The organism is Marinicella gelatinilytica, assembly GCF_026410405.1.
Taxonomy (GTDB): domain Bacteria; phylum Pseudomonadota; class Gammaproteobacteria; order Xanthomonadales; family Marinicellaceae; genus Marinicella; species Marinicella gelatinilytica.
The window spans coordinates 16,421-36,597 of record NZ_JAPMLN010000008.1 but is presented as its reverse complement, the minus strand read 5'-3'; the positions used below and the strand labels follow the sequence as shown (position 1 = coordinate 36,597).

The following is a 20,177-nucleotide window of genomic DNA, read 5'->3' as shown; positions in this document are numbered from 1 at the left end:
CGCCCTTCGGGCCGCACTAAAGTGCGTTCAAATCGGCAGTCCTGCCGATTTAGTTGAACTCCCGACCAACCGGTTCGAAGCCGGTTACTCTATCCAGCTGAGCTACGGGCGCATTGCTCTTTTGCGTATTATATTTTATTTTTCAAAGTAAAATTAACACTTTTAAGTCTCATCTTCAAACAAGTCGTCGTTCCGACGAGCCCGGAGAGATTACTCAGTGCATCCATGCACTTCGCCCTTCGGGCCGCACTAAAGTGCGTTCAAATCGGCAGTCCTGCCGATTTAGTTGAACTCCCGACCAACCGGTTCTAAGCAATAAAGTCGAATGGTGAGCCGAGGCGAACCTGAGACTTCCAACAACAATCATTCGTTTGGCGGTTTTGGCTTTAGCCAAAGAAGACAAACGAATCAACTTTGCCATCCAGCTGAGCTACGGGCGCATTGATTGAGGTGCGTATTGTACTTAATTTAATGACTTATGTGAAAATAAACTTGGGATAAATATGGTCTTTGAATTAGAGATAACTTCTTATTAACATGCTCTTCTCATCAGTACTGCGATGAAGTTCATTCAAATCGACAAAACTGTCATAAACTCACGTCTTAATATGTCCCGCTTCGGGACGTCATAAAAAACATTTCAATCACTAAAAAAGTACCTTTGTGACTTTTTTGTATCCGGAAATTTAGTTTGACTATTGACGCAAATACTGTTGGCTAAAAATAACCAATAACAATAACAACACCAATATTCCCCAAAAGTTTAAACTTGGCACTGACGTTGCTGTAGCACCGGATGATTGTCCATATATAATAAATGGTAAGCCTTGTGGTGTTAAAGTACCGCTGTCTTCAATGGGTTCATAAGTAACACCGTTATCCGACGAACGTACGGCATTCCCGGTGGTGGTATTGCCGGTCATTGTGATTGGTGGCGCCCAGAGACCCGAATTACCGGACCCTTCACTTTGCCAATCCAGCCAGTATGTACCTGCCGGTAAATTTATATTAACATCAACAACACTAACCGCTATTTGGCGACTATTGTCTGCTCCACTATCGGTTTCAGTAACACGCAAGATATTGGCTGGTGCGGTTTGACTCATTATATTGGTGACGGTATCGCCGAAAACAACTTGACTACCAGATTGTCCGGGTGGGCCATCCCAAATTTGTAAGTTGACTAAAGTAATGGTAGACGCTGTTTCTCCTGTTTCATAAGCAAAAAACTCTATTTGACCTATATTCCATCCCGCAGCTGGTACCACAAAATCATCTGCAACACGATAGCCGGTACTGACCTGGTGCCCAAAACCTAAGGTATCCATGCCTAAACTGGTTTTTTGTAGAACACTTTCATCCATTCCACCCACACCGGTACCCGGGCTGTTTACCAACGGACCATTATCATAAATGATTATTCCGCTGGCCAACTTAAGACTATGTTGGATTTCCGGCAAAGGCGTGAGGTGTTTGGTTGTTACAATTTGACTGGCATTGTCCTGGCTCTGAGCGGCTAATATGCCGGAAAAAAACAATACGATAGCGATTAAAAATATTTTAAATTTCACAGATTCCCCCCTGTTATAACTTTTCATTATTATAACCAGTTATTTTTTCAATCACAATCAATTTGGCTAACTTGATCAAAAGCTTTGCGCAACAGGTTTTAACAAAAATAAATGTATGGTTACTTAATTACTATAAGAGACCTTTGAATTAATCGTGAATCGAGTTAAACCCAAAAGCAGGGCCTTTGGAAGGTCGTCTAAATCCCACCATTCGGCGTTAGAAAGCTTGCTAATAACGGCGTATTAGACTGCGTTTTCTGCGTCGCCTCGAGGTGCCTACTATTGGTGATTAGTGGAATTTTAGCTGCTTTAGAAAACCCTACTGTTGGCTTTTTTCCACCGACCAAGATTAATTCAAAGGTCTTTATAAAAATAGATTTGCTCGCCCGGTCTGACTTGAGCCAATTGGTTCAGTGCCTGCTGGTTAAGTATGATGGGTCGCGGATAACCTCCGGTGGTTTGGCTATCGCGATGGGTAACAATGTACTCTCCACCGGGCGTAACTTGTAAACTGCCCGGCACCAAACCTGTACTGTGAACGTCAGTTTTTGTTTTAATGTCCAATTTTACACCGGTTATTTTCATACCTTGGCGACTGATATGTTCAGTCATAGTAAACGCGGTTTGAAAAATTTGGCGTTGCGCTGCTTTTGTAAATAGGTCAAATTCCGGCCCGGCAGTAGCCGCTAAACAGTGAATGGTATTATGTGGTGGTCTTTTATACATTGGTTTTTTTTGCCCGTGAATGTGCCTGGGTGCCTGTAAAATAATTCGGTCGTTATTGTACAAACGTCTTCCTTCATATCCACCTAATTTTGCCACAGTTAAGGTTGAACAACTTCCCAGAACTGATTCACAACATAAGCCACCGGCAAATGCCAAATAAGTCCACATACCTTGTGTTAAGGGCTTAATTTCGAGCTGATCACCTTGCTTTAAATGAATCGGCTGCGTGGTATCGTTGGGTTCCTGATTAATGTGCACAATCGCCTTAGCACCTGCTATGGCCACCGAACAATCGACCTCTGTTGTTAATATGATACCGACCACATCCACTTCCAATAATGCTGCATTCGGATCATTCTCAAGCATTTTATTTGCCACATGTGCCGCCAAACGGTCCATAAAACCTGACTTTGGGATACCAATGTGCGCATAACCGGTTCGCCCACCATCTTGAATAGTGGTGAGAAACCCGGCTTTATTTATGACGATACTCATATAAAGGCATCATAACTCATGGCTTTAAAACGAATTTGATCCAGTGGTTGATAAATTATATTGTGTGCCGTTTGCCAATCAATCAATTTAATCGGCGTGCGGCCAATCACATGCCAACCACCCGGGCTATCCAGTGCATAAATACCGGTTTGTCGATTAGCAATGGCTATGCTACCCGCCGGTGTGTTTTGACTCGTTTTTGATTTTCTTGGGATATTGAGTTGCGTCGGCAAACCATCAATATAGGCAAAACCGGGTAAAAAACCTAAAAAATCAACTGTGTATGTTGGCTCTGAGTGTACAGTTATTAATTGCTCTAACGTTAAGCCAGTTTGCTTTAAAACAGTCTCTAAATCAGCGGCTAAATCCGGATGATAACAAACCGGAATTTCATGTAGCTGAGGCTTCACATTAATACCAAGACTTTGCACACAGGCTTCTTTAACCGACACCATTAGCTTATCATCAACACCGCTGGGCTGATTAAATACCAACATTAAACTATCAAAAGCCGGTACCACTTCAACAACACCAAATATGTGTTGTGCCCGAATATATTTTGCCAAAGCGTGTAACCTAAGCTTGAACTGAGGGTGCCGTTTAAAATATATGAGTATCGCGCAATCACCATTGGCTTGCACATAATTGACTTGTAAAGGCTTCATTGAGGTTTGGATTTCCTCACATCCAACTGTTTTAATAACTCATCCATGGCCTTGGCTGTGTCTAAAGCATTAGGTTGATCACCGTGTAAACACAAACTTTGACAATCTACGGACAACCATTGACCATCATGCCCATAAAGTCCCTTTTGTGTGATTAAATACCGGGCTTGTTTGATTTGCTCACTAACCGTTTCAATCAGTGCGTCTCGATGGATACGAGGCACCAAACGATGCTGGCTTAAATAACGGCGATCAATAAAAGCTTCCGGCACAAAACAAATGTCAAGCAGTTTAGCCGCTTCCGCCATGGCAGAATGCGCTTGACCATAGAACTTCAGTCTTTTATCAACATCGGCAATCACTTGAGCAATCACTTGAGCGATTCTCAAATCATCAGCAGCATCATTATAAAGTGCGCCGTGGGGCTTCACATGATGTAACAACATGCCTTGTTGCTTAGCGATGCTCTTTAACACATGAATTTGCTCTGATAATATTTCATATAACTGCTGATGTCGTAAGTCCATACTTTGGCGTCCGAAATTAACCGGATCCGGATAACTGGGGTGAGCACCAATGGCCACGTCATATTGTTTGGCCAATAATACAGTGTGTTGCATGGTGATTTCATTACCCGCGTGACCACCGCAGGCAATATTGCACGTACTGATAAACGGCATTATAAGACTGTCCATGTTCGACTCTGAAAGTCGCTCATATTCACCTAAGTCACAGTTAATATCCATAATCGCCTCATCGGTTGGTTCTCTATCATTGATTTTATCACAACCTCTGAAAGTGTTTAAATATACCAACAACTATCCATTTAACAAAGCTGATAAAAATCACTTCTTATTTTGTTTGAAAATCATTACTATAAAACTTTTGACACAGATACTCGTCATGACTCAAGATTCAACCCTGGTATCAACTGAACAAGTCATTCATGCAGCCCAACAGCGTTTGCAGCAACAGGATACGCAAGGTGCCATCAGTCTATTGGCCGCTTGTAAAGACAAACATATAGAACAATATTCTGAGTACTGGCAGATAAATGGTTTAGCACGCTTACTCAACAATGATATTGAAGATAGTTTATTTTTTCTGGCCAAATCTGCAGCCATGAAACCCAATGATGCGCGCTATCACAGTAACTATGGTGAAGCCCTGCGACGCCATGGTGATACTAAAAAGGCATATCAACATTTACTAAAAGCTGTGAAAAAGCAACCTAATTACTCTCCTGCCATTTATAACCTCGCATGCACTGAACTCTCTCTTAAACGTTTTAAAACAGCCATTAAACGCCTATATAAGCTACTTAAAGATTACCCCAAACAAGCCCACCTGCATCTGGGGTTGGCAGATGCCTTCCGTCAAAGCGGGCAAACTCAAAAAGCCATTCATCATTATCAGAAAACACTTGAACTTAACCCCGAATACACAGCAGCGCTCAGTAACTTAGGCTGGTTATTATTGACAATTGGCCGCTTAGATGAGGCCCTTGAGCACAGCCGCCGCGCGGTAGAAATCAACCCTAAAGATGTTGATGCCCTATTTCACTTAGGTCGCTGTTTAACCGAATTAGAGCATTTTGATGAGGCCATGGATGCCTTTGCTGATGCTTATGAGCTTAACCCAAAGCATGTGGATTTACTGAACGGCATCGCCGGTAATTGGTTGAAAGTCAGTGACATTAAGCAGGCAGACCATTGGTATCATTTGGCTCTACAACAAGACCCGGCCAATATTAAAGCTCAATGTGGACACGCCCAGGTATTACTGGAAGCCGGCCTGCAAGACGATGCCTTAACGGCCATCAACCAAGTCATCGACAAGGATCCTGAAAACAATGAAGCGCTGTTAACCCGCGCTAAAATCTATATGGAACAGGTGAATATGTCTGCCTGTTTTGCTGATTATGAAACAATTATCACATCGAATGATGGGGCGGCTCGAATTCATGCAGCTTATGGCCATGCTTTAGAAGCCGGTGGCAATTTAGAGGTCGCTCGAGAGCAGTTTGAAATCGCCATTGAAAAAAACGCTCGTTGCATCCCCGCGCTCAGTGGTCTGGCCGTAACCCAGAAAAAGAAACTCAAACCACAGCATGCCGAAACCATGCAGTCATTGTTACAACAAAGCAGCATTCGAGAAGGTGCTCAAGCCCAATTGCACACTGGTCTGGGTTATTTTTACGATGGCATGGGTGACTATGTCAAAGCTGCCCAACACATTCAATCAGCCAACCAATACAAACTAAGCTATAACGAAAAAACCCAGAAAGCCTATGATCCTAACAAATACCGACAATACATAGACCGTGTTATCGAGACCTTTGATGGCGATTACTTTAAACGTCTTACCGCCACTGGCAGTGACAGCGAACAACCGGTTTTTATTATTGGTATGCCGAGAAGCGGCACCACGCTAACCGAACAGATTTTCAATGCCCATCCACATATCATTGGTATCGGCGAACAGCCACTTATCGGCCAAAGTTTTAATCAACTTCCCGCTGCTGCTAATCACCCCGGTGGCTCTCCTTTTGATTTGGTGCAACATATTACGAAAAATGGTTTAAAAAATATGGCCAAGGGGCATTTACAACAAATAAAAAAACTCATCGGCGATGCTAAAAATATCCTTCGCGTGGTCGATAAAATGCCCGATAACTACAGCAAAATTGGTTGGATTTTAACGCTCTTCCCAAATGCCAAAATCATCCATGCCAAACGCGACTTGCGGGATGTCGCCGTGTCATGCTGGATGACTCAATTTTCCAAAATTAACTGGGCCTTTGATTTAAATCATATTGCTGAGCGTATGATTCAATACGACCGAGTGATGCAACATTGGTACCAGGTGGTTCCTGACAGAATCATCGTCACTGAATACGAACAGTTAGTGGCTGACCCTGAATTTCACAGTAGACGACTGATTGCTGCATTGGGTTTGGACTGGCATGCTGACTGTCTTGACTTTCACCGCCAAAAGAATGTTGTGCGGACAGCCAGTGTCACTCAGGTCAGGCAGCCCATTTATCAGAAATCAGTGAACCGTTGGCAGCGCTATGAAAAACCCTTAGCACCTATTTTTAATCGACTTGAACAAGCCGGATTATTAAATAAAACTTAGGAATATGTTGCAGTAATTAATTTAGCACGTTTATAATGTCTTTAAATTGACTATCTTAGGGGGAATTTAAATGTCAACAAAACCATCTGGTTTTTCACGCTTAAAACAAGCCGCTTCTATCACTGCAACTGGTACATTAGGCTTAATGGGAATTGGCAGCGGCCGCGCAGGTATAACCACCACAGCTTGCTATACCATTTCAGTCACTAGTGCCGTAACAAGTTTAACCACTAACGCCTATTATTTTTGCCAAAGTACCATTTATGCCAGCTCCATGTTAAATGGCACAGCAACTGTCTCTCATAACAGCGCCACTGCAGCAATGGGAATCAGTGACTACAGTGTATATGGACTTAACATCAGCTGGAGTGGCAGTAATAACACCGGTTCTTTTGGTAGCGGATATACCACTTCTTTGTATGATGCCTTTGATGGTTACGGTGGTATTTTTGTTGATGGCGCCCCTTATAACGACACCGATGGCGTGGTCGATATTACCGGCACCACACTCACCACTGACCCTGATGTCATGCCTAACGGTCTGGAAGTCAGTAGCCAATATTATGCCTACACAGATAAACGACTGATTCGCATTATTCATACTTTACACAATCCAACTGCCTCAATGATTACCACACGGGCTGCAGTGGGCGGTAATTTGGGTTCCGATAATGAAACTTACACACTGAATACGTCCAATGGTAATAGTGTATTTGATAGTGGTGATTACTGGGTGATTACTTCTGACAACAATGTATATGGCGGAGTCGCCACAAGTGATCCGATTATTACCCATGTTTTTGGTGGTCCCCAAGGTATTCAGCCCGTACCTTTATTGATCCCCAGCTTCGGTGGCGGTGGAGGGCCTCAAGGTATTACAGCAAATAAAGAAAAAGGTGAGAAAGGCTCTCGGGGTTTTGGTGGCTCTGACAATATTTCTTTTGGCTATGATGTTCCAGTTAACCCCGGTGAAACCCGCTACTTAACGTTCTTCGCTGCTTTTAGCTTGACCGAAAATGAAGCCAACACAAGCACGACTGATTTCGCCGATCCAACCAGTTTAAGTGCTGCCGGTTTATTGAACAATTTACCACCAGGCATGACAGATGCCGGTGCAAATTGGGTTGGTCGAGGTACACCCGGTGGTTCGGCACAACCAGTACCATTTTTATCGCCGATGGGGATTGTTACCTTAACCGGAATATTGGCGTTAATGACAGTTCGTCGCAGCCGTAAAAAGGTCTTGTAAGCAATATCTTTAATAAGATTCATGGGCGTCCATCCGGACGCCTTTTTTATTGGATTTCATAAATTCTCAACGCCTGTTAAAATACCTTATTTTGCAACGCGTTATTCATGGGTCAAAAACTACTGGCATATTTATTCTACGGCTTTCTTGTGTTAATGGTGATTGCTGCCTTGATTTTATTAAAATATCAGTTAGATCAAAAAGACGTCAAACAACAGCAAATTGACAGCCGGGCCAATGTGGTTAGTCGGGTAGACACTGAATCCACACAAACTGAGCACCAAAAGTCGACGATAGAACAACCTGATAAAAAACTTATTTCCACCACTGAAGAAACCAAAAAAGCCAGTCAAAACGATATCGAGCAACTCAGTTACCTCGATATTTATTACCAACTCAAAGATGCCAAAACCTGCCAGCCCATTTTTTATCAATGGCAAACAAAGGGCATGCAGGCTGATTTAACCACTCTTGTCGGCAGTTCTTATCGTTATTATGACAGTCCGGATTATGGTGATAACGAAAAGCCAGCCATCACCGCTGAACAACAAACACTTCTCAAACAATGGCATGATAAGTGTTTAGCTTTATGGCAGACCTATGGTGACTTTGATGTTAAAAACAAAGACCAACCGACTTTAATAAGTGGTATCACTGAATCCATTGAGCACCGATTAAATAACACAGCCACTCAAACACCTCACGAAATTGAACTTAAAAATGTCATTAAAATAAGCCTGCAATGGCAACAAAGCTACAAAGCGCTGGAACAGGTGCTTGAGGGCGAAGACAGCTTAAGTGAACTAGAGATGACAGATATTAATAACCAAATTAATCAGCTCGAATCACAACAAAACCAATTATTATTTGATTTACCCGATCCGGCTGAGACCGATGAGTCTATTGACCAGGCAACCATCACAGAAATATCGCACATTAATAAAGAATTAAGACGCTTACAAAATTTACGCCAAGAACAAAAAGTTATTAATCCCGAATTAGCTCAACAACACAGAAATACCTTTGCTGCCATTGACCAACAACTTTTCAGCTACTTTAATACATCATACGGTGAAGTGTTTTATGAAGCGCTGATTACGGTCGTCGGCTTTGAAAACGGGCGTTACATAGGCAGTGGCTACAGCCGTGGCGGTGAAGCCAAAAACCAACGCATTACGCCGGTGGATATGGTGCTGGAAGCCAATAATATCAGTGCTACCAGGTGGTACTCGGAACCTCTCAATGCCGCCACCCATCTGTATTTATGTGATTTAGGCATGCGCTGTGGTAGCGACAGCCCCTTAATGATTGATTACTGTTTAAAAGATTATCGCGTATTTCCTGACGCTTGTGGCCTGAGTATCCACGATTTCTACAAAAATCACTTTATCAGCCCCAATCAATGGCAGGATGTTCAAACCTTCAAAAACAGCTACGAGGATTTATTTCATGGATAAACGCGGATTTAACAAAATGTTCCTGATTGTCATTGCCGTTGCTATTGTGGTGGTGTTGATAATATACATAACGGTTACCCCAAGAAATGCCGCCTCCTTAGCACAGCTAAACCAACAGCAAACCAATCAATCCGGCCAACAAAATAAAACGGACCCAATTCTGACCACAGAAAAAGTAAGCCAGGATGATTCAAAGCCTGAAACACAACAAAGCGAGCCATTAAGCGAAGACATCATCATGCAACTTAAAGAAGAACTAAAACCCCATAAATACCACAGCGATCCTTATATTGAAGCCCATTCCATTATGTCGGAAAATGCCACTTGCTTTGCTGTGTCCAATTCTAATGAGGGTGAAACACATATCAAGAAAAATTATATTGCTAATAATAAATTAGCAGAATTTGAAGCCATGATGAACAATTGTCAGGCGGTACTTCAGTCATATCCAACCTTAGCTGATAATGTGGAAAACATCTATTGGAACTTGCCACCCAATAGTCAGGTTGGTCATAATTTACAAAATATGTTCCAGCAACAGCTAAAAGGCGCTTCCAGCAAAGACACAAATAGCCAGACCTTAATCGCTGTCTTAAAAAGCAAAAACGGCCCCTTAATTGCTGAACAATCCAGCATGGGATTTATGTATTTTTCCGACGGGGAATTTATGCCATTTTCAGCCTGGTTAAAAAGTCGGAATTTTCACAGTATTGAACAGATTTTCCAATTGTCACTGGCGAAAATAGCCTGCCACTATCAAGCCGGCATCGCCTGTGAACCTCAAGGCATGACGATGTTAACCCTGTGTAGCCTCGACAATGCCGCATGCGGACTTGATTTTAAAAGCTATTACCAACAAAACATCCTGCCCGGCATGCAAAAAGATGTCGATATTCTGGTTGAAAAATTTGAGGCGATGGCAGAGTCAGACTAACAGACGCCATCACCTCAAAATCTCAGTTTTTAAGCCGTGCGCTGGGAGGCGATGCGCAGCACATCACCCAACACACCGCGAGCGGTGACTTGCGCACCGGCACCGGCGCCCTGGATAATCATCGGTTGTTGGCCATAAGATTCGGTGAATATTTCAAACAATGAATCACTGCCGCGCACCCGGCCCAGGGGTCCGTTACTATCAACGGCTTGTAAGGAAACCGTCAGTTGAGCGGTATTGGTGTGCATTAAATCACCGCTTAATTCACCCACATAGCGCAGCACCTGCCCCGGTTTCAACGCCGCTTTTTTGTGTGCAAAAACCGCATCTAATTCACGTAAACGCTGTTTAAAATCCGCTAAAGTCAGTTTGATTAGATCATTTGGAATCAGGTTTTCAATCACCACATCCACCATCGACACCGCCAGATCCAGTTCACGCGCTAAAATCAGTAGCTTTCTGGCCACATCTTGACCATTGAGATCCTGACGTGGATCAGGTTCAGTAAAACCATGACCGACCGCTGCTTTGACCACTTCGCTAAAAGCCACGTCTTCTTCACCAAAACGATTAAAAATATAACTCAAAGAACCTGAAAAAATACCACGAATGGCAGTGATATTTTCGCCCGATTGATGCAAAGTTCTGATGGTGTCGATGAGTGGCAAACCGGCACCCACATTGGTTTCATAGAGATACACTTTATCATGTCTTTTTAATGTCTCATGTAAGCGACTGTAGGCGTCATAATCAAAAGTATTGGCAATTTTATTGGACGACACCAAATCAAATCCGGCGGTAATCAATTCACCGTACTGACCACATAAAGACAGGCTGGCGGTATTATCCACAGCGATAACATTCTCTAAATGATGCTGCCTAACGTAATCAACAATGGTTTGTAGTTGTGATGACTGATGACTGCTTTCTAACCGTGAAGACCAATCCGCGCTAATACCATCTTTATCCAGTAGAACTTGTCTGGAGTTGGCGATGGCAATGATTTTTAAGTCAATGTTTTTACCTTGCTTAATGGTTTCTTGGGCCGCTAAAATTTGCGCTATCAAAGCACCACCCACCACACCATGACCGAATAACACCAGGTGAACCCGCTTCAATGCGCCAAATATGGCACTGTGAATGACGTTCACAGCTTTAATAAGATCTGCTTGCTTAACCACTAAACTAACACTGTGACCACTCAAGGCATTGTTCATAATGAGCGGTGTTATCTGATTATTCACCAAAGCGGTTAACGGCCGACTAAAATCTGACAGTGATAAGCCCACAGCCGTAATCACTGAAACTTGTTCATCAAGGCAAATATCGCTGACATCCTGGCGTTTAATATCGTCGCTAAACTCATCCCGCAGCACCCGCCATGCCAACTGCGCATCATCACGGTTAACCACCAAGCCAACACCGCGCTCAGCACCGCTTTGGGCGATGATATTTACGCTGATGCTATGCCGCGCCAAGGCATTAAAAATACGACTGTCTACGCCCACCTTGCCGAGCAGTCCGCGCCCGCTTAAATTAATGAGTGCCCGATCAGTCTCGGCACTGATACACTTTATACCGGTTTGATTTGATTGCGCAGAAATTAAGGTGCCCTCATCAGTCGGGTTAAAGGTATTTAATAAACGCAGAGGAATGTTCTTTTCCAATAATGGAATCATGGTCTTGGCATGCAATACTGACGTACCCAGTTGCGCCAGTTCATTGGCCTCAGCAAAACTCAGTTGTTCAATTTTATGGGCTTGTTCCACCCATTGCGGATTGGCGGTAAAAATGCCATCCACATGGGTGTAATTTTCAAGTTCATCGGCATCCAAAAAATTAGCCAGCAACGCCGCCGTATAATTACTGCCATTGAGTCCCAAAGTGGTGGTGTCACCCTGTTCTGTGGAAGCCACAAATCCGGCCGCCAAGATCACGTCATAATCTGTTAAAGCCACCACTGCATGACAAACAGCAGTTTTCGATAGCTGCGACAAGGGCGAGGCACGGCTGTAATTATCATCGCTCTTAATCAACGACCGGGTGTCCAATAACGCCACCCGAACACCCCGGCCAGTCAGTGCAGCGGCCATGGCTTTGACCGACATTAATTCACCTTGTGCGAGAACTTTATCCAAGGTTTTTAAGCTGTAATCACCCACCATGGCGATGCCTTTGAGCAATCGGTTGATTAAGTCCACATTTTCCTGCCAGTCGATACTTAAACCGGGCGGTGTTTGTTGCGCGATTAAGGTGGTTAAAGCACGCTCATAATCTTCACCGGACACGGCCTGATGAACTAAATCATGTAACCGCTGTGTGGTATCGCCTCGGGCTGACAACACCACCACTGTTCGCTGCAGTTTGGATAAGCGGCTTTGGATAATTTTTATTACACGATTAAAGCCACCGTTACCATCGGTCAATGATTGACCGCCAAATTTCAACACACGACTGGTTTGATGGCGTTGTTTGCTGTTTAAAATTAAATTCATAATGTGCGAAGTTTGCTGTTTTTCGATTAAAAAAGCATCATGGCCATGGGGTGAATTAATTTCGTGGTATTCAACTTGTCTCGGACCTAAATGTTGTTTTAACCATTGAAATAATTCCCGGGTATCAGTCGCCGGATAAAATAAATCCGAATCAATCGCCACCAGATGAATTTGCGCGCTTATTTGTGCTGCTCGTTTTGGGTTATCGCGGATGCCTGAGTCCACTGTTTTTAACAGCTGATTCATAAGCAGATAGGCCTGTAAGGAAAACCGTTTATCTAGACTGTCACCATGGTGATTTAACCAGCTTTCGACCTGAAACAACGGCTGATTAGCCTGTTTTTTTCGCTGAAATCGCCGGCTAAAAGATTGAGGCGTGCGATAACACATCATGGCATGTTTTCGCGCATCAGGAACCGGCTGCTTAGAATTTAATAAAATTTGTTCCTGTAAATGACAATTGGCAATCAGCCAATCGGATGACTCGCAATCTGTCGCCACCGGAATAAAGTGGCGACATAATTTTGGTGCCAGGGCAATCATTTCCCAGGCAATACCGCCACCCAATGAAGCACCGATTAAAGCATGTAATTCATTCACACCTAATTGTGCTAAAGCCACCAACAATAACCGCGCCATGTCTTTGGCGGTAAAATCCTGATAGTTTTCTATGACAAAACCATTGGCGCCATTTCCCGGTATATCAAAAGCCAGCACAGTGAAACATTGGGTATCTATGGCTTTATCCGGCCCCACCAAATCCCGCCACCATCCGGTTTCTCCACTGACATTGGCATTACCGGTCAAGGCATGGTTAATACAAATAATTGGGGCCTGATGTAAATCCGGACCAAACACCCGGTAACTCACCGGTAGCTGTTCATATTCAGCGCCTGATAAAGTCGTGAACTGATCAATGACTAATGTTTTTACCATGATATTGCCTCAGTCCTTGAGTGTCGCGAAAGCTTGCTGCAAATCAGCCACTAAATCTTCAATGGCCTCAATGCCTACCGACAAACGAATCAAGTCCGGACTGACCCCGGCCGCATGTTGAGCCTGCTCATCTAATTGCTGATGGGTGGTACTGGCCGGGTGAATAATCAGTGATTTGGTGTCGCCAATATTGGCCAATAATGAAAATAATTTGGCTTCATTGACCACTTGTTTTGCCGCTTCAAAACCGCCTTTCAAACCAAAGGTTAAAATACCACTCTGACCTTTAGGCAGGTATTTTTGAGCCAATTCATAGTAGGGACTTTGGTTTAAACCGGGATAATTAACCCAGGCCACTTGAGGTTGCGCCTCAAGCCATTGCGCTAACGCCAGGGCATTCTCACTGTGCTGTTTAATTCGTAAAGCCAGGGTTTCTAATCCCTGCAAGGTACCAAAAGCGTTAAAAGGGCTCATTGCCGCACCCAAATCACGCAAGCCCTCAATCCGTAACCGCGCCACATAAGCCAGGTTACCCAAAGCCTCGTGATAAACCAGTCCATGATAGCCAGGTGCGGGCTCGGTAAATTCCGGAAATTTGCCATTGGCCCAGTTGAAATTTCCGGCATCAATGATGGCACCACCCATACCGGTGCCATTTCCGGTGATGTACTTGGTGAGTGAATGAATCACAATATCCGCACCATATTCAATCGGTCTCAGTAAAGCCGGCGTGGCGATGGTGTTATCCACAATGAAAGGAATGTCATGTTGATGCGCAACTTCTGCAAGTACTTCGAGATCCAACACATCCAGTTTGGGGTTACCCAGAGATTCAATAAAGAATGCGCGGGTATTCTCCTGAATCGCTGCCGCCACATCATCAGGATTATCGGCATTGACAAAACTCGTGGTAATGCCAAACCGTGGCAAAGTCACATGGAGTAAATTAAAGGTACCACCATACAAACTGCCCGAGGCGACAATATGATCACCGGCTTTAAGCAACGTCAATAAAGCGGTGCTAATGGCCGCGGTTCCTGAGGCGGTGACCACCGCGCCGACACCCCCTTCCAGGGCGGCTAAACGCTGTTCCAAAATATCATTGGTGGGATTATTCAGGCGGGTATAAATGTAACCCGGCTCTGATAGATTAAATAAATTGGCCGCATGATCGGCATTTTTAAAGACATAGCTGGATGTGTGGTAAATTGGTACTGCGCGGGTTCCGCCATGTTGTGTGACATCGTGACCTGCATGCAGCGCCTGGGTTTGTAATTGTGTAGATTGAGTCATTTTTCATACCTTTTTAAAAAATAAAAGTTCGCACAATCCGAAGACTGTGTCCAAATGAAAAATGTTAAAAAGAAATTCTGAAAAACCACAGAACAGTGGTTTTATTTCAGTTATCTATCTTCATTGCCGGATAACAAGAAGTAGAATGTAGCACCTTCTTTCTCGTTTAGTAACGGGGAAAGGGTTGCTAAGGCGTCGTCGGGTCTAATCCCTCGGCCTTTCTTGATAACATTTTCTCAGTTCAATGAATGTATCGGCTGAACTGATGACTCAATGGTACACAAAACCAATCCTAAAACTCAAGCCTTTTTTAAAAGGCTTAAGCGCATGAACATAATTTGCTAAAAATGTTTTGCAAATTCAGCATAAATATCCATAAAATAATGACAACAGATTCGGACACCTCAACCCGTTTAGAGATCCGGCTTTTCAATAACCAATAAGTCTCGGCTTAAAAGCCGGGTTAAAACCATGAAGAAAAACGAAAAAATTATTCTCCAATGTGCCGATTGTGGGCACAAACACAAAAAAACCATTAAATGGCTTGAAAATGCCAGTCATCTGGAATGTGATGATTGCGATACGGAATTGGATGTTGAAGAGATTATGGATGATATCGAAGCCGATCCAAGCCAGCCTGTCTATAAAGCTTATCCACGATAACCATCGGATGAGTCTCTGCATACCATTGAAAAATGCAGAATAAACCCCGATATTGTTGTTTATCTATGCGTGTCTTTAAGCACCTCAAACAATAATTAACAATATGCAATATAAAGATTATTACAAAGTATTGGGCGTCAACAAATCAGCCAGCAAAGCTGACATTAAAAAAGCCTATAAAAAGCTGGCCCGTAAATACCATCCCGATGTCAATCCCAATGACAAGGATGCCGAAGCCCGTTTTAAAGAAATCAACGAAGCTTACCAAGTGCTGGGTAAAGAGGAAAACCGAAAGAAATACGACCAATTTGGAGAGGACTGGAAGCATGCTGATCAATACGGTCAAGGCGCCGGTTCTGCAGGTGGCCAACACGGTTATCAACAACATCACTACACCGGCAGCCCCGGCGGCGAGGCCGATTTTGCCGACTTTTTTGAATCAATATTTGGTAGCCAAGCCCGCGGCAGCAGCGGTTTTGGCGGACGCCAGGCACATTTCAAAGGCGAAGACATGCAAGCAGAATTAACCCTGCAACTGACCGATGTCCTCACCACCGAAAAACGCACCCTAACCCTAAACGGTAAAAATATTCGTATCACCGTGCCAGCCGGTGTCGAAAATGGTCAGCGAATCCGCTTAAAAGGCCACGGTGGCAAAGGTGTCAACGGCGGCCCTGACGGTGATTTATACATCCGTTTTAATATCCAGAACAACACAAAATTTCGTCGCGAAAAAGCCAACCTGTATAAAACCATTGATTTGGATTTATACACCGCCGTGCTTGGTGGTGATGTATTGATTGACACCTTGGACGGTCAAGTAAAATTAAAAGTCAAAGCCGGCACCCAGGGTAACAGCCAGGTCAGACTCAAAGGCAAAGGCTTTCCTAAATACAAAAAAGATAATGACAAAGGTGATTTGATACTCACCTATCAAATTAAGATACCGACCCAATTATCCGAAAAAGAACGTCAACTATTCACTGAATTGCAAGAACTTCAATCATGAGTAACGACCGCCAAAACACCATAGAAATCACCACGCTCTGCCGACATTACCAGGTGGAACGTACCTTTTTTACCCACTTACATGACATCGGTTTAATTGAAACCATCACCATCCACGACAGCTTATATGTGGATGAAGCCAATATTCGCCAAATAGACAAAATTATCCGACTATACCGCGAGCTGGACATCAACCCCGAAGGCATCGACGTCATACTCAATCTATTAGAAAAAATTGACGATTTAGAACAACGATTAATGGCCACCAAAAATCGCTTGGGTTTGTACGAGCACGATTAAGCCTTTAAAAATTCTCAAACCCCATCGAACATTTTGTTTTCATTTCCGCTATTATCGACCTCGTTCCGCACGCTCCGGCGAGGGAATGCATACCTCAATATAACCATTGACCTTAAACTAACCTGGGCTATTTCATACTGGTTCATTAGAATATTCACAAAACCTAAAAACCCTACACATTCCCACGCAGAGCATGGGAACGAGCGATAAAACCTACTGTTTATTGTTTGGCTAAACAGACTGTTAAGCCAACTAGCCTTGTAAGTCATCATTCCTCAATATCTGAGTCGTTTTACGGCCAAATACCCTCCAAAAACGTCCATGCCATGTCGCCATAGTACACCTGGATTGTTCACCCATGTTCTGTAAATATGCTTTAACACAATAACGGCCGCGATAGTATTCTATAACACCAAGTTCACCGGACATAAAACCAGTCACCGCTTTCACAAAAAGATCGACATTGTTCCGGTTTGTACAAGGGTAAAAGCTAACATAAAAATTATCAGAGACAGCAAAAAATAACTCATCTGAATTTTGCAAGCCAAGCCAAATCTTGTACTTCAAACCCGATTGTACGGGCACGTTAACATTTAACTCAACCGGATCTTCTGTATTTTTAACCATTGTTAAATTTGGAAATTGCTTGGCTATTTCTGCAATGGCAGCTTGGGCTATTTGTATCGTGTTTAATTCCACAAGCTAATTAACAAGTTTGTCATAATCTGTATGACACTCAATCCAGCGTCTGTACACCACCGCCATTAACAAACAAAGTCTGGCCGCTGACCCATTCGGAGACCGGGGCGGCGAAATACAGCATGGCGCCGGCGATATCATCGGCTTCACCCAAACGTTTAATGGGCGTGTTCGCCAGCATTTTGGCTTCAATTTCAGGTGTCAGGACACTGGCTAAGGCCGCTGTGCGGGTGGCGCCAGGACCGACCGCATTAATACGGACTTCCGGTCCAAAGTCATGGGCCAAATTCGACACCATGTGATTAACCGCGGCTTTTGAAGCACCGTAACCACTCATATTGGGGCTGCTGTTAATACTCGACATGGAGGTGCTGAATACAATGGATCCATAACCGGCTTTTTTCATATGTGGCACACATAATTGGCAAAGACGCCAGCCACTGTGGACGTTGAGTTCAAAATCTCGGCGAAAATCATCCACCGAAATTTTAAAGGGATTTTCGCGTCCGCCACCGCCGCCACCGGCATTATTAATCAACACATGAATACCGCCAAATTTTTTTAAAGCGGCATCCACTAAATTCACTAAATTGTCGTCTTTTAAGATATTGCATTCAACCGCCAATGCTTTCGCACCTTGTTGTTCAATTTCTTTGACGGCTTGCTCGGCATCGTTTAAATTCAAATCGGCAATCACAATATTGGCACCGGCTTGTGCCAGGCGCAGCGCAGTGGCTCTGCCAATACCATTGGCACCACCGGTGACAATGGCGGTTTTACCACTAAGATCAAAGAGTTCGTTAAAGGCTTTCATTGGGCAGACTCCAGTAATTGATAAATAGTTTGTCCTTGTTTGATGGTTTCTACCACTTTAATGTCCTTTATGGACATGGGACCGACTGTTAACGGGTTTTGATTCAAAATCACAAAATCGGCTAACTTGCCTACTGCCAAAGTACCTTTTAGCTCCTCATCAAATAGTTCATAAGCGGCATGGCTGGTGATGGCTTTTAAAGCCTGAAAGGGTGTCGCACGCTGTTGCTCACCAATCACCTGGCCGCTGCGTGAAACACGATTAACCGCAGTCCACACCGAAAACATCGGATCAAGTGGTGTGACGGTGTCATCAGAATGGTCGGTGTATTTCAGTCCAAGTTCCTCAGCGGCGGCGATCGGGCTCAAGAAATAGGCCCGTTGTTTACCTAAGTTCTGGACATGGACATCACCCCAAAAGTAAGCATGATTGGTAAAGAATGACGGCTCCATATTGTATTCTTGAAAAGTCTTTAGCTGATCGGGCCTTACAAATTGGGCATGAATCACAATCGTTCTGCGGTCTTTGTCCAAGGGTTGATTCAGTTGCTCAGCGGCATATTCATGGGCGGCAATCACCATATCGATGGTGGCATCGCCGTTGGCGTGAATAAATAACTGATTGTCCTGGGCGTACGCTGTAACAAACAGGTCATTCAACGTCCCTTGGGAAAGACTCGGTAAGCCCTTGCAATCATGATCACAACTGGCTACTTTGGTTAAATAAGGATTGGTAAAATATGCGGTTTTACCTTGCGGCGAGCCATCCGCGATGATTTTTGTGCCCTGAACTTTAAACCCGTTTTGATAGGTTTTCCATTTTAATTCAGCATCCTTTAGATTTTCATCAAGGTCACTGAAGCCTGCCAAAGCCACCAAATCTATTTTAAGTTTGCCGGCATCGGCTTGTGATTGAAAAAACGCCAGCGCATTGCGATCGGTCATGCCATCCTGAGCAGTGGTCACACCATTTTTGGCGTAGTAATCCTGGGTTTGCTCAAAATATTGTGCCTGGTGGCTGGCCAAAATTTGCAACATATTCCCGACAAAAGGATACATGGCCGTTTCTTGCACTAAACCATTGGGTTCATTTGAACCGCTAATTCGATCAATATTGCCGCCTTCGGGATTGGGTGTATCAGCTGTCACCTGCATGCGCTCTAAGGCCATCGAATTGGCGACACCCATATGACCACTGGTGTGCTGTAAATACACCGGATTATTGGGTAGCACTTGATCAATCTCACGCTTATTCGGATGCCGCTGTTCCTGCAGCTGACTTTCATCATAACCCCAGCCAAAAATCCATTCACCATCGGCTATGTCATTGTTTATTTTATAGGCTTTAATGGCACTAAGAATATCCTCAATACCGGTCACAGAACCCACCGGCGGCGAATTTAAGTTCACTTGCCCCATGGTATTGGAAACCATGCCAAAGTGACTGTGCGGGTCGATAAAACCCGGCAATAAGGTTCGGCCTTGCAAATCAACCCTATGGGCTTGGCTAAACTGCTTCTCGGCGGTTTTTAAGTCACCCACAAAGGTAATTTTGCCCCGTTTTTCAACGATAACTTCAACCATTTGCGGCGCATCACCCTGCATGGTGACAATGTCGCCGTTGTAATACAGGGTGGTGTCAGATTGTTTTATGGTGCGGTGATGGCAGGCCGTTAAAAACATAAGGGCAACCCACAAAATCAGACATTTATTAATTTTCATAAGCGTTCCTTAT

Annotated in this window: 17 protein-coding genes, 1 tRNA gene and 1 riboswitch; of the genes, 7 read left to right on the top strand and 11 right to left on the bottom strand. The window is 43.9% G+C overall.

Translation table 11 applies throughout. The annotated features are described in order from the left end of the window. Window positions 1-33: 33 nt before the first annotated feature. The 6 genes from OS173_RS06685 to pxpA all read right to left on the bottom strand — a co-directional run bounded on the left by OS173_RS06685 (window position 34) and on the right by pxpA (window position 4,203). A tRNA-Arg gene (locus OS173_RS06685) sits at window positions 34-105 on the bottom strand. 109 nt (window positions 106-214) lie between these two features. After that, window positions 215-421 carry a hypothetical protein gene (locus tag OS173_RS06680; protein ID WP_267183501.1) on the bottom strand — a complete coding sequence of 69 codons (207 nt, stop codon included), beginning with the start codon at window positions 419-421 and terminating at the stop codon, window positions 215-217. Window positions 422-695: 274 nt separating this feature from the next. Continuing rightward, a complete protein-coding gene (locus OS173_RS06675) occupies window positions 696-1,571 on the bottom strand; it encodes a hypothetical protein (protein WP_267183500.1) in 876 nt (291 codons plus the stop codon). A 354-nt stretch (window positions 1,572-1,925) separates the two neighbouring features. Continuing rightward, window positions 1,926-2,792 carry a 5-oxoprolinase subunit C family protein gene (locus tag OS173_RS06670; RefSeq protein ID WP_267183499.1) on the bottom strand — a complete coding sequence of 289 codons (867 nt, stop codon included), beginning with the start codon at window positions 2,790-2,792 and terminating at the stop codon, window positions 1,926-1,928. Continuing rightward, complete coding sequence (gene pxpB, locus OS173_RS06665; protein ID WP_267183498.1) at window positions 2,789-3,457, bottom strand: 5-oxoprolinase subunit PxpB; 669 nt, start codon at window positions 3,455-3,457, stop codon at window positions 2,789-2,791. The genes OS173_RS06670 and pxpB overlap by 4 nt, the downstream gene beginning before the upstream one ends. Next, window positions 3,454-4,203, bottom strand: a complete 750-nt coding sequence (gene pxpA, locus OS173_RS06660) for a 5-oxoprolinase subunit PxpA (RefSeq protein WP_267183497.1) — start codon at window positions 4,201-4,203, stop codon at window positions 3,454-3,456. Before pxpA ends, pxpB begins: the two co-directional genes overlap by 4 nt. Before the next feature lie 157 nt (window positions 4,204-4,360). Between pxpA and OS173_RS06655 the strand changes: the two genes are divergently transcribed. From OS173_RS06655 to OS173_RS06640, 4 genes are all read left to right on the top strand, one after another. Beyond that, complete coding sequence (locus OS173_RS06655; protein ID WP_267183496.1) at window positions 4,361-6,595, top strand: tetratricopeptide repeat-containing sulfotransferase family protein; 2,235 nt, start codon at window positions 4,361-4,363, stop codon at window positions 6,593-6,595. A gap of 70 nt (window positions 6,596-6,665) precedes the next feature. Beyond that, window positions 6,666-7,844, top strand: coding sequence for a hypothetical protein (locus tag OS173_RS06650; RefSeq protein ID WP_267183495.1), 1,179 nt, complete (start codon window positions 6,666-6,668; stop codon window positions 7,842-7,844). A 107-nt stretch (window positions 7,845-7,951) separates the two neighbouring features. Next, on the top strand, window positions 7,952-9,301 hold the full coding sequence (locus tag OS173_RS06645) for a hypothetical protein (RefSeq protein ID WP_267183494.1): 1,350 nt from the start codon (window positions 7,952-7,954) through the stop codon (window positions 9,299-9,301). Then, a complete protein-coding gene (locus tag OS173_RS06640; protein ID WP_267183493.1) occupies window positions 9,294-10,235 on the top strand; it encodes a hypothetical protein in 942 nt (313 codons plus the stop codon). The genes OS173_RS06645 and OS173_RS06640 overlap by 8 nt, the downstream gene beginning before the upstream one ends. Window positions 10,236-10,264: 29 nt before the next feature. On the opposite strand, the gene OS173_RS06635 is transcribed toward OS173_RS06640, so the two are convergent. Both OS173_RS06635 and OS173_RS06630 read right to left on the bottom strand, forming a co-directional pair. Continuing rightward, a complete protein-coding gene (locus tag OS173_RS06635; protein ID WP_267183492.1) occupies window positions 10,265-13,666 on the bottom strand; it encodes an aspartate kinase in 3,402 nt (1,133 codons plus the stop codon). A 9-nt stretch (window positions 13,667-13,675) separates the two neighbouring features. After that, window positions 13,676-14,959: an O-acetylhomoserine aminocarboxypropyltransferase/cysteine synthase family protein gene (locus OS173_RS06630; RefSeq protein WP_267183491.1), complete on the bottom strand. Its 1,284-nt coding sequence runs from the start codon at window positions 14,957-14,959 to the stop codon at window positions 13,676-13,678. Between the two features lie 107 nt (window positions 14,960-15,066). Further along, a riboswitch (SAM riboswitch) is annotated at window positions 15,067-15,191 on the bottom strand. Window positions 15,192-15,430: 239 nt separating this feature from the next. Here OS173_RS06630 and OS173_RS06625 point away from each other — a divergent pair. The 3 genes from OS173_RS06625 (at window position 15,431) to OS173_RS06615 (ending at window position 16,930) form a co-directional block, all read left to right on the top strand. Further along, window positions 15,431-15,622, top strand: a complete 192-nt coding sequence (locus tag OS173_RS06625; protein WP_267183490.1) for a hypothetical protein — start codon at window positions 15,431-15,433, stop codon at window positions 15,620-15,622. Window positions 15,623-15,725: 103 nt separating this feature from the next. Continuing rightward, window positions 15,726-16,631 carry a J domain-containing protein gene (locus OS173_RS06620; protein WP_267183489.1) on the top strand — a complete coding sequence of 302 codons (906 nt, stop codon included), beginning with the start codon at window positions 15,726-15,728 and terminating at the stop codon, window positions 16,629-16,631. After that, entirely contained in the window at window positions 16,628-16,930 is a 303-nt protein-coding gene (locus OS173_RS06615) for a chaperone modulator CbpM (protein WP_267183488.1), read from the top strand. The genes OS173_RS06620 and OS173_RS06615 overlap by 4 nt, the downstream gene beginning before the upstream one ends. Window positions 16,931-17,182: 252 nt before the next feature. Here OS173_RS06615 and OS173_RS06610 read toward each other — a convergent pair whose 3' ends face one another. From OS173_RS06610 to OS173_RS06600, 3 genes are read right to left on the bottom strand one after another with little or no spacing between them, the layout of a single operon-like run. Next, on the bottom strand, window positions 17,183-17,629 hold the full coding sequence (locus tag OS173_RS06610) for a hypothetical protein (protein ID WP_267183487.1): 447 nt from the start codon (window positions 17,627-17,629) through the stop codon (window positions 17,183-17,185). Window positions 17,630-17,666: 37 nt separating this feature from the next. Beyond that, window positions 17,667-18,443, bottom strand: a complete 777-nt coding sequence (locus OS173_RS06605; RefSeq protein WP_267183486.1) for a glucose 1-dehydrogenase — start codon at window positions 18,441-18,443, stop codon at window positions 17,667-17,669. After that, window positions 18,440-20,164 carry an amidohydrolase gene (locus tag OS173_RS06600; protein ID WP_267183485.1) on the bottom strand — a complete coding sequence of 575 codons (1,725 nt, stop codon included), beginning with the start codon at window positions 20,162-20,164 and terminating at the stop codon, window positions 18,440-18,442. Before OS173_RS06600 ends, OS173_RS06605 begins: the two co-directional genes overlap by 4 nt. Window positions 20,165-20,177 lie beyond the last annotated feature (13 nt).

Bases quoted from the DNA above. Each gene is read 5' to 3' on its own strand.
- OS173_RS06605 (WP_267183486.1), bottom strand. From the start codon at position 18,443: ATGAAAGCCTTTAACGAACTCTTTGATCTTAGTGGTAAAACCGCCATT.
- OS173_RS06635 (WP_267183492.1), bottom strand. From the start codon at position 13,666: ATGGTAAAAACATTAGTCATTGATCAGTTCACGACTTTATCAGGCGCT.
- OS173_RS06680 (WP_267183501.1), bottom strand. From the start codon at position 421: ATGGCAAAGTTGATTCGTTTGTCTTCTTTGGCTAAAGCCAAAACCGCC.
- OS173_RS06615 (WP_267183488.1), top strand. From the start codon at position 16,628: ATGAGTAACGACCGCCAAAACACCATAGAAATCACCACGCTCTGCCGA.
- OS173_RS06640 (WP_267183493.1), top strand. From the start codon at position 9,294: ATGGATAAACGCGGATTTAACAAAATGTTCCTGATTGTCATTGCCGTT.
- OS173_RS06620 (WP_267183489.1), top strand. From the start codon at position 15,726: ATGCAATATAAAGATTATTACAAAGTATTGGGCGTCAACAAATCAGCC.
- OS173_RS06650 (WP_267183495.1), top strand. From the start codon at position 6,666: ATGTCAACAAAACCATCTGGTTTTTCACGCTTAAAACAAGCCGCTTCT.
- OS173_RS06625 (WP_267183490.1), top strand. From the start codon at position 15,431: ATGAAGAAAAACGAAAAAATTATTCTCCAATGTGCCGATTGTGGGCAC.
- OS173_RS06655 (WP_267183496.1), top strand. From the start codon at position 4,361: ATGACTCAAGATTCAACCCTGGTATCAACTGAACAAGTCATTCATGCA.
- OS173_RS06645 (WP_267183494.1), top strand. From the start codon at position 7,952: ATGGGTCAAAAACTACTGGCATATTTATTCTACGGCTTTCTTGTGTTA.
- pxpB (WP_267183498.1), bottom strand. From the start codon at position 3,457: ATGAAGCCTTTACAAGTCAATTATGTGCAAGCCAATGGTGATTGCGCG.
- pxpA (WP_267183497.1), bottom strand. From the start codon at position 4,203: ATGGATATTAACTGTGACTTAGGTGAATATGAGCGACTTTCAGAGTCG.
- OS173_RS06630 (WP_267183491.1), bottom strand. From the start codon at position 14,959: ATGACTCAATCTACACAATTACAAACCCAGGCGCTGCATGCAGGTCAC.
- OS173_RS06600 (WP_267183485.1), bottom strand. From the start codon at position 20,164: ATGAAAATTAATAAATGTCTGATTTTGTGGGTTGCCCTTATGTTTTTA.
- OS173_RS06670 (WP_267183499.1), bottom strand. From the start codon at position 2,792: ATGAGTATCGTCATAAATAAAGCCGGGTTTCTCACCACTATTCAAGAT.